The 11615-nt window shown below is 68.2% G+C and carries 11 protein-coding genes; all 11 read left to right on the top strand.

Annotated features, from left to right (window positions below):
• Positions 1–296 precede the first annotated feature (296 nt).
• The gene (locus FAZ98_RS24540; protein WP_158954924.1) at positions 297–674 is read left to right on the top strand and encodes a response regulator transcription factor; all 378 of its coding nucleotides are present in this window, start codon (positions 297–299) and stop codon (positions 672–674) included.
• Between the two features lie 387 nt (positions 675–1061).
• Positions 1062–3146, top strand: a complete 2085-nt coding sequence (locus FAZ98_RS35740) for a winged helix-turn-helix domain-containing protein (RefSeq protein ID WP_233272911.1) — start codon at positions 1062–1064, stop codon at positions 3144–3146.
• A 203-nt stretch (positions 3147–3349) separates the two neighbouring features.
• Positions 3350–4351 (top strand): alpha/beta fold hydrolase, encoded by a 1002-nt coding sequence (locus FAZ98_RS24530; protein ID WP_233272910.1) that lies wholly within the window; start codon positions 3350–3352, stop codon positions 4349–4351.
• A 250-nt stretch (positions 4352–4601) separates the two neighbouring features.
• Entirely contained in the window at positions 4602–5237 is a 636-nt protein-coding gene (locus tag FAZ98_RS24525) for a hydrolase (RefSeq protein ID WP_158954922.1), read from the top strand.
• Between the two features lie 113 nt (positions 5238–5350).
• Positions 5351–7237: an amidohydrolase gene (locus tag FAZ98_RS24520; RefSeq protein ID WP_158954920.1), complete on the top strand. Its 1887-nt coding sequence runs from the start codon at positions 5351–5353 to the stop codon at positions 7235–7237.
• A 20-nt stretch (positions 7238–7257) separates the two neighbouring features.
• Positions 7258–7689, top strand: coding sequence for a DoxX family protein (locus tag FAZ98_RS24515; RefSeq protein WP_158954918.1), 432 nt, complete (start codon positions 7258–7260; stop codon positions 7687–7689).
• The gene (locus tag FAZ98_RS24510) at positions 7689–7931 is read left to right on the top strand and encodes a DUF1427 family protein (RefSeq protein WP_158954916.1); all 243 of its coding nucleotides are present in this window, start codon (positions 7689–7691) and stop codon (positions 7929–7931) included. Before FAZ98_RS24515 ends, FAZ98_RS24510 begins: the two co-directional genes overlap by 1 nt.
• Positions 7928–8680, top strand: a complete 753-nt coding sequence (locus FAZ98_RS24505) for a YoaK family protein (RefSeq protein WP_158954914.1) — start codon at positions 7928–7930, stop codon at positions 8678–8680. Before FAZ98_RS24510 ends, FAZ98_RS24505 begins: the two co-directional genes overlap by 4 nt.
• A gap of 32 nt (positions 8681–8712) precedes the next feature.
• Entirely contained in the window at positions 8713–9660 is a 948-nt protein-coding gene (locus tag FAZ98_RS24500; RefSeq protein ID WP_407672136.1) for a VOC family protein, read from the top strand.
• Positions 9657–11156, top strand: coding sequence for an alginate export family protein (locus tag FAZ98_RS24495; RefSeq protein ID WP_158954912.1), 1500 nt, complete (start codon positions 9657–9659; stop codon positions 11154–11156). The genes FAZ98_RS24500 and FAZ98_RS24495 overlap by 4 nt, the downstream gene beginning before the upstream one ends.
• A 97-nt stretch (positions 11157–11253) precedes the next feature.
• A complete protein-coding gene (locus tag FAZ98_RS24490; RefSeq protein ID WP_158954910.1) occupies positions 11254–11571 on the top strand; it encodes a hypothetical protein in 318 nt (105 codons plus the stop codon).
• The last annotated feature ends 44 nt before the right edge of the window (positions 11572–11615 follow it).

The following is an 11615-nucleotide window of genomic DNA, read 5'->3' as shown; positions in this document are numbered from 1 at the left end:
TGGCGGCCGCGCCGGGTCGTTGCGAACCGCCGCGGTGTGCAGATACACCACGGCGCGCGCATGAATCGATGCGCGCGCACCAATACCACCGTATGATTTGGCCGCGCGCGGCGGCGCAGTATGCTTGAGCGCTGTGGAGTGAGCCGCGTGGCGCTGCCTCCGGCGTGCGGGCCTGTTGCACGTTTGGGCACGACCGGGGCACGCCCGCACAATATCGCGCGCAACCGGCCACCCGCCGACCCTTGACGGGGCCGCACGCTATGCCGCCAGGCGGCCACCTGAAAGGGATTTGTGTGATGACCACGCCTGTCGTCGCGATCGTCGACGACGACGCATTCGTTCGCGAAGCCATGGGGCAACTCGTGCGCTCCTTCGATTTCGCCGTCGAGCTGTACGCGAGCGGCCGCGACCTGCTCGGCGCGAGCGCGCCGCGCCGGATCGACTGCGTCATCACGGACCTGCACATGCCCGAGATGAACGGCTTCGCCATTTGCGAGCAGTTGCGTCTGCGCGGGCTCGCCGTGCCCGTCATCCTCATGACGGCCTTCGCGAAAGACGGCGACGAAGCGCGCGCGAAGGCGCTCGGCGCGACCTGCTTTCTCAACAAGCCGTTTCAGGACACCGACATCCTGCGCTGCCTCGAACACGCGCTGGGCCTCGACCGCTCGGTCTGACGCGCGTTCTTGCCGCCCCTTGCCGCCCCTTGCCGCCCCACGCGGCCTCTCGCGGCCCCGCTTCCCGTCGCTCGGGGCCGATGCGAACGCCGTTCCGCCTGCCGTTTCCCCTGCCGCCCGCATCGCTCGCTCATACCAAAGTGTGATCGTTTTCATGCGGGCCGCCCGCGCGCCTCGCGCGTCGCGCCGGGCTTCGCGCGGCACGGCCCGCGCACGCGGCCGCGCGGCGCTCGTGCTCATGGCGTAGCCGGAGCACACCTATGGATGATGGAGAAGCCCGCGCGCGTTCCCTACGATACCGGTAACTCACGCCGGTAACGGCCGGTAATAAACGAGCGTTCCTGCCACGCCGCGTGGCGACGGCTCACTCCCTAGCGCGAGAAAATCATGTACCAGTTCGATCGGGTGACGGTCTCTCTCGAGCGCCGCGAAGTCTATCTGGACGGCGCGCCGCAACACGTCAGCGTGCGCGCGTTCGACATTCTCGAACTGCTGATCGCCGCGGCCGGCCAGATCGTGTCGAAGGGCGCGATTCTCGACGCCGTGTGGCCGCACGCTGTCGTCATCGACAACAACATCCAGGTGCATATTTCGGCGCTGCGCAAGCTGCTCGGCGGCAAGCGCGGCTGGATTCGCACGGTGGCCGGGCGCGGCTACCGGCTCGCGGCGCCCGATGGCCATGCCGATCGCGCCGCTTTCGCGGATCGTGCCGCATGGGTGGGGCGTGGCGATTCTGCGGGTCGTGCCGATTACGCCGGCCGTGCCGCTTTCACTGCTCACGCCGCTTCCACCGCTTCTACCGCCCACGCCGCCCACGCCGCCCACGCCGCTCACGCCGCTCACGCCGCTCATGCAGCCCCCACCGCCCACGCCGCCCAGCCCGCTAACGCCGCCGACGACGCGACCGGCGCACCCGAGCGTGCCGCCTGCGCGCAATGCGGCGCGTGCGCGGCACCGCTTCCGGCGGGTTCGGCGCCTGCCTCGCCACACGGCACGCAGCACGGCACGCAGCACGGCACGCAGCAAATCACGCAGCAAATCACGCAGCAAATCACGGAGCCCTGGAAGGAGCCGGGCGCGCAGCCCGCCGCGATGCGCGACGAACGCGCCGCGCTCACGGCCGCGTGGCTGCCGCCGCGCATCGCGCTGACCGGCCGCGACGGCGCGCTGGCGGACTTGCACGCGCTGCTCGACGAAGCGCGGCTCGTCACGCTGGTGGGCCCGGGCGGTGTGGGCAAGACGGCGCTCGCGCACGAGTTCGCGCACGGCTGGGTCGCCCGCACCGGCGGCGTGGTGCGCCGTATCGAGATCGCGGACGCCGTGGAATTGGCGCCATCGCATGATGCCCGCCATGCCGACGCGCGACTTTTCGCCGACATCGACCGGCAACGCGCCACGCTCGTGATCGTCGACGGTTGCGAAGGCGACATCGACGCCGCCGCGCAACGCTGTCACGCGATCGCCGCCGCGCATCCGCACGTGCAGGTGATCGCCACGAGCCGCGAGCCGTTGCGCGTGACGGGCGAGCGCCTCGTGCGCGTCGCGCCGCTCGACGTGCCCGGCAGCGACGAAACCCGCGACGCCGTGTTGCTCGAAAGCGCCGCGGTGCAACTGTTCTTCGCCCGCGTGCATGCGCTCGAACCGGCGGGCGCGGCCGCAAGCCTCTCCGGCGTGCCGTTGCGCATGGTCGCGCAGGTCTGCCGCGAACTCGACGGCCTGCCGCTCGCGCTGGAACTCGCGGCCCAGCGCGCGGCGCTGATCGGCGTGGGACCGCTGCACGCGCAACTCGACGCGCAGGCGGCGCTCGCGTTGCCCAACGGCCTGCGCGGCGTGCCCGGGCGCCAGCGCACGCTGGCCGCTTCGCTCGACTGGAGCTATGCGCGGCTCGACGTGATCGAGCAGACCGTGCTGCGGCGTCTCGCCATCTTCGAAACGCCGTTCGGGCTGGACGCCGCGCTCGATATCGCCGCGTGCGCCGTGCTCGACGCGAACGCGGTTCTCGACGGCATTGCCGGGCTGATCGCCGGGTCGCTCGTGACGATCGAACCGGACGCGGCCACGGCGGGCATGCGGTATCGCCTCACGCGCGTGACGCGCGCGTTCGCGCTCGACAAGCTGGTGCGCGCAGGCGAGGCGCAATGGCTCGCGCGCCGCGCGGTGCGCACGACCGCCCAACGTCATGTCGATGCGACGATCCTGCGCGCGCTCGACGACCTGCGCGGGTTCGATGCCGATTGCGCGTGCGATGCCAACGCGTACGACGCGAACGCACGCGAGGCCAACGCCTACGAAGCCAACTCGCTCGATGCCACCGCACGCGAAGCCCGCCACGAACGCGCGGCGCACGACCGCACCGTGCCGCACGCGCCGCGCGAGAGCGCGAACGGCGCCGCGAACGGAGCGGCCTATGGCTCGGCGTACGGGTCCGCCTACGGCGCGTTCAATCCGTATCTCGTCTGGAGCGCGGCCTGAGGCGCTTCCATGCGCCGCCATGCGCGTTGCCGCGCGCGCCTTTCAGGACGCTTCAGCTTCGGCTCAGGACGTCACCGCCATGCCGCGCGTAATCTGCGCGCTTCATTTCATGCGTCCTTCGGTGGGCTCGCCTGCGCGTTCGCATCGCATCGACGTTTGACCTCGCACACCCTCAACCACACGCAACGACGGAGAGAACCTGCATGAACACGCAAGCCACCCACACGACCCCGCCGTCGACATCGCGCCGCCGCATGTTGTCGGCCAGCGCAGGCATGGCGGGCGCCATGGCCGCCATGTCGAGCCTGAGCGCGAGCGCGGCCACTTCGAGCGGTAACGCCGGCACGGGCCACGCGCACGGCGCGACCGGCCATCATCATGGCGGCGGCTACGTGAACGCCAAGGACGGCACGCCGATCTTCTTCAAGGACTGGGGCACGGGCACGCCGGTGGTGTTCTCGCATGGCTGGCCGCTGAGCGCCGACGCGTGGGACCCGCAGATGCTCTTCCTCGTGAACCAGGGCTATCGCGTGATCGCGCACGACCGCCGCGGCCACGGCCGCTCGGGCCAGCCGGGCGCGGGCAACGACATGGACACCTACGCCGACGACCTCGCCGCGGTGCTCGACGCGCTCGACGTGAAAGGCGCGATGCTGGTCGGCCATTCCACGGGCGGCGGCGAAGTCGCGCATTACATCGGCCGTCATGGCGAGAAGCGCGTGGCGAAGGCCGTGCTGATTGGCGCGGTGCCGCCCATCATGGTGAAGACCGAGGCCAATCCCAACGGTCTGCCGATGTCGGTGTTCGACGGCATTCGCGCGGGCGTGGCCGCGAACCGCTCGCAGTTCTACCTCGATCTCGCCACGCCGTTCTACGGCTTCAACCGTCCGAACGCGAAGGTCTCGCAAGGTCTGGTGCAGGACTTCTGGCGTCAGGGCATGCAAGGCTCGATCAAGGGGCAATACGAGTGCGTGAAGCAGTTCTCGGAAGTCGATTACACCGAGGACCTGAAGAAGATCAGCGTGCCCACGCTGATCCTGCACGGCGACGCCGACCAGATCGTGCCGATCGACGACTCGGCGAAGCTCTCGGCGAAGCTCGTCAAGCACGCCACGCTCAAGATCTACGCAGGCGCGCCGCACGGCATGTGCAGCACGCATGTGGATCAGGTCAACGAAGATCTGCTCGCGTTCCTCAAGGCGTAAACCGGCAGGTGAAGAAAGTGCCTGAAACAAGGCGCTTTTCTCGCGCCGCTGCGCGCCGGAAAGACCGCTTCGATGTCATGTCGAAGCGGTCTTTTGCATTTCTGTGACATGCAGGCCGATCAAGCGATGAAGGCTTCAGAAGCCTTCAGGTTTTCAAAAGGACTTTAAGCGGCGCGCTCCCTAAGCTGTGCATTGACCGCGATGGCTATGCCGTCGCAGCGCCGCACTCGACACCTCACCGGAGTTTCCCATGGCATTTGAACTGCTCACGCCCGACACCTGCGCGCTCGCGCTCATCGACCATCAGCCGCAGATGTTCTTCGGCACGCACTCGCACGAGCGCACGGCCGTGCTGCACAACGTGCAGATCCTCGCGAAGGCCGCGAAGCTCTTCAAGGTCCCGACGATCCTCACGACGATCGCCTCGGAATCGTTCAGCGGCCATCTGCTGCCCGAAGTGCAGCAAGTGTTTCCTGCAACGAAGCCGATCGACCGTACCTCGATGAACTCGTGGGAAGACGCCGGCTTTCGCGAAGCGATCAAGGCCACGGGCCGCAAGAAGATCGTGATCGCCGGCCTGTGGACGGAAGTCTGCGTGACGTTCCCGACCATCCAGATGCTGGCCGAAGGCTTCGAAATCTACGTGCCCACCGACGCGTGCGGCGACGTGACCGAAGAGGCGCACGAGCGCGCCGTGCAGCGCATCGTCCAGGCGGGCGCCGTGCCGATGAACTCGCTGCAATTCATGTGCGAACTGCAACGGGACTGGGCGCGCAGCGAAACCTACGACGGCTGCATGGACATCTTCAAGGCGCATAGCGCATACGGCATCGGCGTGCGTTACGCGAAGCAGATCCTCGGCGAGCACGCGAGCGAGGCGGGCTGAGTTCGCGGGCGCAATCCGCCCGAACCCGTCTGAAACACAAGGGCGCGCCGCGCAACGATGTCGCGGCGCGCGCCCGGGATTCTGATCCACCGAACCGACACAGGAGAGCGTCGATGAGCGCATCCGATCAACCTCAGCGTATCGCCGACCTGGTGATCTACAACGGCAAGATTGCGACGCAGGACGAGCGCCGCTCGTTCTCGACGGCGCTCGCCGTGGCCAACGGCAAGGTCGTCGCCACCGGCACCGAGCGCGACGTCATGCAATGGGCGCGCGACGACGCGCGCCGTATCGACCTCAACGGCCGCACGGTGATTCCGGGTCTCAACGACTCGCACTTGCACGTGATTCGCGGCGGCCTGAACTTCAACATGGAACTGCGCTGGGACGGCGTGCCTTCGCTGCACGACGCGCTCACCATGCTGCGCGAGCAGGTCGCGCGCACGCCCGCGCCGCAATGGGTGCGCGTGGTGGGCGGCTGGAACGAATTCCAGTTCGCGGAAAAGCGCGGCCCGACGCTCGAGGAAATCAACGCGATCGCGCCGGACACGCCCGTCTTCATCCTGCATCTCTACGACAGCGCGCTGCTCAACGCGGCGGCGCTGCGCGCGGTGGGCTACACGCGCGACACGCCGAACCCGCCGGGCGGCGAGATCCAGCGCGACAAGCGTGGTAATCCCACCGGCATGCTGATCGCGCGCCCCAACGCGGGGCTGCTCTACGCGACGCTCGCGAAGGGCCCCAAGCTCGCGCTCGACGACCAGAAGAATTCGTCGCGCCAGTTCATGCGCGAGCTGAACCGGCTGGGCGTGACGAGCGCCATCGACGCGGGCGGCGGCTATCAGGCTTACCCCGAGGACTACGCCGTCATCATGGACCTCGCGAAGCAGGACCAGCTGACCGTGCGTATCGCCTACAACCTCTTCACGCAGAACGCGAAGCGCGAGATCGAGGACTTCGCGAAGTGGGTCAAGGCCACGCGTCCCGGCGACGGCGACGACTTCCTCAAGGTCAACGGCGCGGGCGAAATGCTGGTGTTCTCGGCCGCCGACTTCGAAGACTTCCTGGAGCCGCGCCCCGACCTGCCGGACGGCATGGAGCAGGAACTCGAAGACGTGGTGCGCCTGCTGGTGCAAAACCGCTGGCCGTGGCGCCTGCACGCGACCTACGACGAATCCATCGACCGCTTCCTCAACGTGTTCGAGCGCGTGAATCAGGACACGCCGTTCAACGGCCTGCGCTGGTTCTTCGATCACTGCGAAACCATTTCCGAGCGCAATATCGAACGTATCGCGGCGCTCGGCGGCGGCATTGCCGTGCAGCATCGCATGGCGTATCAGGGCGAATACTTCATCTCGCGCTACGGCGCCGAAGCCGCCGCGCACACGCCGCCCGTGCGCAAGATGCTCGAAGCGGGGCTGCCCGTGGGCGCGGGCACGGACGCCACGCGCGTGGCAAGCTTCAACCCGTTCGTCTCGCTGTACTGGCTCGTTTCGGGCCGCACCGTGGGCGGCACGGCCCTGTACGCGCAGCGCGACCGGCTCGAACGCATGGAGGCACTGCGCCGCTATACGGTGGGCAGCGCCTGGTTCTCGAACGACGAAACGAAGAAGGGCGCGCTCGTGCCGGGTCAGTACGCCGACTTCGCCGTGCTGAGCGACGACTTCTTCACCGTCGACGAAGAAGCGATCAAGCATCTGACTTCGGTGATGACGGTGGTGAACGGCCGCGTGGTGTACGCCGACGCCGAGTTCGAATCGTTCGGGCCGCCCGCGCTGCCCGTGAGCCCGCTGTGGTCGCCGGTGGCCGAGTTCGGCGGCTACGCGCGCTATCAGCCGGTGGCCTCGCAGGCTTCGCTCGCGCAGTCGTGCCACGACGCGTGCGTGAACCTGTGCGGCGTGCACGAGCACGGCCACGCGTGGGCATGGCGCAGCAACGTGCCGGCCAGCGACGCGAACGCGTTCTGGGGCGCGCTCGGTTGCAGCTGCTTCGCGTTCTAACGTTGAGCCGCGAGCGAACCATGAAACGCTACGACGCCACCGACTTCGCGCTGCTGTTCCTGCGCGTGAGCGCGAGCGTGCTCGTGCTGATCGTGCACGGCTTGCCGAAGGCACTGCACTGGCACGCGCAACTGGGCGCGATCGAGGACCCGCTGCATCTGGGCAGCGTGTTCACGCTGGCTTTCGCGGTGTTCGCGGAAGTCGTGTGCCCGCTGCTGATGATCGCCGGCGTTGTCACGCGGCTCGCCGCGCTGCCGATCCTCGTCGTGACCGCAGTCGCGCTCGTGCTCGTGCATCCCGACTGGAGCATCGCGCAAGGGCAGTTCGCGTGGATGCTGCTGGTGATGTTCGGCACGGTGGCGATTGGCGGCGCGGGGCGCATCCGGGTCGATTCTGGTCGATTGATCGACCGCATGAGCGATCGTTCGAACGACCGCACGGAGAGAGCTTGATGTCGTATCTGATCTCGTTGGGCGCGGGCCTCGTCGTGGGCCTGCTCTATTACTTCTCGCGCGTGCAGTCGCCCGCGCCGCCGCTCGTCGCGCTGATCGGGCTGCTCGGCATGGTGATCGGCGAGCACGCGGTGCCGTTCGTGCAGGCGCAATGGCAGACGGCGCAAACATCGCAATCGTCGGCAGCGTCGGCGAACACGGCTGCCGTGAAAGCCGATTCGGCTTCGGGCACGCAACCATGAGCGCGAACGCTCCCACCTCCGGCGCGCTGAGCGGCGCCGCGAGCGCCAAAGCCACGCTCGATCCGTTGCGCGGTGAGAACGTCGTGCTCGCCTTCGTGGCCGGCTATGTCGACACGCTCGGCTTCGTCGCGCTGTTCGGGCTCTTCACGGCCCACGTGACCGGCAACTTCATTCTGATCGGCTCGGGGCTCGCGGGCGCGGGCACCGGTCTGCTCGTCAAATGGCTGGCGTTTCCGGCGTTCGTGGCGGGTATTGTCGGCGCGCGTATTTTCGACGATACCTTGCGCACGCATCGTCACGGTTTGCGCGTGGGCGGCCTCTACGCCATGCAGATCGTGTTGCTCGCCGCGTTCATGATCGCGGGCCTGTTCGCCGCGCCCATCACCAACGCCGACGCGCCGCTCACGATTGTCTGCGGCCTGCTCGGCGCGGCCGCCATGGGCGTGCAGAACGCGCACGGCCGCCTCACCGCGCGCTCGGTGGTCGCCAACACGGTGATGACAGGCAACGTGACGCAAGCCGTGATCGACGTATTCGATCTGCTCGTGCCCGGCACCGCGCATCCCGACCGCCGCGCCGCGCGCGAACGGCTCGCGCACACGCTGCCGCCCGTGGCCGCGTTCGCGGTGGGCGCGGGCGGCGGGGCGCTGGGCTATCTGCTCGCCTCGTTCTGGGCGCTCGCGTTGCCGCTCGTCATGCTCGCCGCGCTCGCGGTCGTGGCATGCCGGGCCGATCGCCACGCGGCTTGAGCCCGCATTCCCTTTTTTATCAGGAGCCTCACTTGAACTTCCTCACGTTGAATCTTTCGCCGCGCCGCTCGCTGCGCGCGCTGGCCATTGCCGTGGCCGCCCTCGGCCTTGCGTTGCCCGCGAGCCACGCGTTCGCCGACGACGCGCAGTATCCGCAAGCCGCCGCCGCGCCGGTCGTCTCGGTCGGCCCGCAGTACGACACCACGCACGTGTACGTCTCGAACGCGGACATCGACGCGTTCGTCGACAGTTTCCTCGCCACCTTCGGCGGCAAGGCCTCGCCGCGCGCCGTGTTCACGGTCACGCCCACGCCGAGCAAGACGGCCTCGCAGTACGTGCAGACGCCAGTGGGCATGCTCTCGGTGTTCGCGTTCCAGACGCCGGTGCCTTACCCGTTCGGCAACGAGCGCACGGGCTATCTGGTCACCGATATCGACAAGGCGCTGCGGGCCGCGCGCGCCGCGGGCGCGGACATCGTCACCGAATCGTTCGACGACCCGATCGGCAAGGACGCCATCATCCAGTGGCCGGGCGGCCTCACGATGCAGCTCTACTGGCACACCAAGGCGCCCTCGTATGCGCCGCTCGAGTACGTGCCCGACAATCGTGTATATGTTTCGAAGTACGAAGCGAATAACTTCATCAAGCGCTTCGTGCGTTTCTCGCATGGCAAGGTCGTGTCCGACAACCGCCATGCCGATGGCGCCGAAATCGGCAAGAACGGCGAAACGATCCGCCGCGTGCGCCTGCAGTCGGGCTTTGGCGGCATGCTCGTGTTCGTGACCGACGGCAAGCTGCCTTACCCGTATGGCCGCGAAACCACGGGCTACGACGTGCCCGATCTCGACGCGACGCTCGCGAAGGCGCAGGCGGCCGGCGTGAAGGTGCTCGTGGCGCCCGCGCAGAACGTGGAAGGCCGCACGGCCATGGTCGAATTTCCGGGCGGCTACGTCGCGGAGATTCATCAGCGCGTGAAATGAGCGGCATGTTCACGTCTCGCCGGCGTTCGCGCTTTCATGCGGCGCGCGTCGCATTCGTTGCGGGCGCAACGGTTGCGGCGGTGCACGCGGCGCCGTCGCGCGCGGCCGAAGCCACGCCACCGGCATCGGGAAATGCATCGGCAAGCGCATTGGCAACCCCGGCGGCAACGCCGTGCAGCGCGACGCGTCCCGTGCCCGCCTTCAACCGGTGGCAGGAAAACTGGGGCGCGCTCGCGAATCCGTGCGTGCCGCGCAAGCCGCTCGATTCGCTCAAATACCTGCCGCTCTCGAGCAGCGACCCCGCGTGGTATCTCTCGCTGGGCGCGAACCTGCGCGAGCGCTTCGAGCTGAACAACACGCCGCTGTTCGGTCTGGGCGCGGCGCGGCCGGACAACTGGGTGATCCAGCGCGTCGAAGTTCACGCCGACGCGCATCTCGGCGAGCACGTGCAGGCGTTCTTCCAGCTCGAAGACGCGCGACCGTTCGGTAAGGATTCCGTATCGACCGTCGATAAAAATCCGCTCGACGTGGAGCAGGCGTTCGTCGCGTTCGTCTATGGCGTGGGACCGGGCACGTTCAAGGCGCGCGTGGGGCGCCAGGAAATGGCGTTCGACTTGCAGCGCTTCGTGGCCGTGCGCGACGGCCCGAACGTGCGTCAGGCGTTCGACGCGCTCTGGGCCGACTACGAAGTGGGCAAATGGCGTTTCATCGGCTATCTCACGCAGCCCGTGCAGTACCGCGACGTGGACGCGTTCGACGACGTCTCGAACGGCCATCTCACGTTCAGCGGCGTGCGCGTGGAGCGCGCGAGCGTCGGGCCCGGCGACTTATCGGCGTACTGGTCGCGCTACGAGCGCGACAACGCGCGCTTTCTCGACGCGAGCGGCAACGAGCGGCGCGACGTGTTCGACACGCGCTACGCGGGCAAAAGCGCGCCCTGGGACTGGGACGTGGAAGCCATGCTGCAAACCGGTCACGTGGGCGCGAGCACGATCGGCGCATGGGCGTTCGGCGCGCTCGGCGGCTACACGCTCGCCGCGCTGCCGGGCACGCCGCGCGTGGGCTTGCAGGTGGATGGCGCCTCCGGCGACCGGCATCCCGGCGACGGCCGCGTGTCCACGTTCAACCCGCTGTTTCCGAACGGCTATTACTTCGCGCTCGCGGGCTACACCGGCTACAGCAACCTGATCCACGTGAAGCCCTCGCTCACCTTCAAGCTCACGCCAAAGCTCACGCTGCTCACCGCGCTCGGCTTCCAGTGGCGCGATACCACGGCCGACGCGGTCTACGGCCAGGGCATGGCGACGGTGCCGGGCACGGCGGGCAAGGGCAATCGCTACACGGGCATGTATGCGCAGGTGCGCGCCGACTGGCTCGTCAGCGACAACGTGGCGCTCGCGCTCGAAGCCGTGCACTTCCAGGTGGGCGATTCGCTGCGCTCGCTGGGCGCGCGCAACGCCGACTACGTGGGCGTGGAAGCGAAATTCGGCTGGTGAGCGTGGTGGGCGCGTTGATGGATAACCCGCGTGACATCGCGCGGGGCGGCATGCGTCGCGCGATCGACGCCTTAATCGACAGGGGAACGAGGTGAGCATGCATCTGGAAGCAATCGAAGTCGCGCGTCTGCACGCGGCCGTGCGCGCCAATATCGACGACGCGCGCGTATGGCGCTGGTACGCCGATCTCATGGAAGACGAGCGCGTGAGTTGCACGCGCACGCGCGGCGGCTGGCAGGTCACGGTGGACGGGCGCGCCTCGGTGGAGGACGACTCGTTCGACGGCGCCGTGCGGCGCGCCGCGCAATTGTGGAGCGGGCTCGCCCAGGCGCAGCCCAAGCTGCACCGGCGCCGCAAGACGGCGGCGAACCGCAACGCCACGGCGAACGCCACGCTGCTTGCGCAAGTCTGGTGAGTTCGCTGCGCGCGGGCGCGCAATTCCGCTACCATCGTCGCGGA

Source organism: Paraburkholderia acidisoli, from assembly GCF_009789675.1.
In the GTDB taxonomy this organism is placed as follows: Bacteria; Pseudomonadota; Gammaproteobacteria; order Burkholderiales; family Burkholderiaceae; genus Paraburkholderia; species Paraburkholderia acidisoli.
This window is presented reverse-complemented; position numbering and strand designations above follow the sequence as displayed.

What these genes read in the sequence shown, in the direction of transcription:
- FAZ98_RS24540 (WP_158954924.1), top strand. Translation starts at nt 297, where the DNA reads ATGACCACGCCTGTCGTCGCGATCGTCGACGACGACGCATTCGTTCGC.
- FAZ98_RS35740 (WP_233272911.1), top strand. Translation starts at nt 1,062, where the DNA reads ATGTACCAGTTCGATCGGGTGACGGTCTCTCTCGAGCGCCGCGAAGTC.
- FAZ98_RS24530 (WP_233272910.1), top strand. Translation starts at nt 3,350, where the DNA reads ATGAACACGCAAGCCACCCACACGACCCCGCCGTCGACATCGCGCCGC.
- FAZ98_RS24525 (WP_158954922.1), top strand. Translation starts at nt 4,602, where the DNA reads ATGGCATTTGAACTGCTCACGCCCGACACCTGCGCGCTCGCGCTCATC.
- FAZ98_RS24520 (WP_158954920.1), top strand. Translation starts at nt 5,351, where the DNA reads ATGAGCGCATCCGATCAACCTCAGCGTATCGCCGACCTGGTGATCTAC.
- FAZ98_RS24515 (WP_158954918.1), top strand. Translation starts at nt 7,258, where the DNA reads ATGAAACGCTACGACGCCACCGACTTCGCGCTGCTGTTCCTGCGCGTG.
- FAZ98_RS24510 (WP_158954916.1), top strand. Translation starts at nt 7,689, where the DNA reads ATGTCGTATCTGATCTCGTTGGGCGCGGGCCTCGTCGTGGGCCTGCTC.
- FAZ98_RS24505 (WP_158954914.1), top strand. Translation starts at nt 7,928, where the DNA reads ATGAGCGCGAACGCTCCCACCTCCGGCGCGCTGAGCGGCGCCGCGAGC.
- FAZ98_RS24495 (WP_158954912.1), top strand. Translation starts at nt 9,657, where the DNA reads ATGAGCGGCATGTTCACGTCTCGCCGGCGTTCGCGCTTTCATGCGGCG.
- FAZ98_RS24490 (WP_158954910.1), top strand. Translation starts at nt 11,254, where the DNA reads ATGCATCTGGAAGCAATCGAAGTCGCGCGTCTGCACGCGGCCGTGCGC.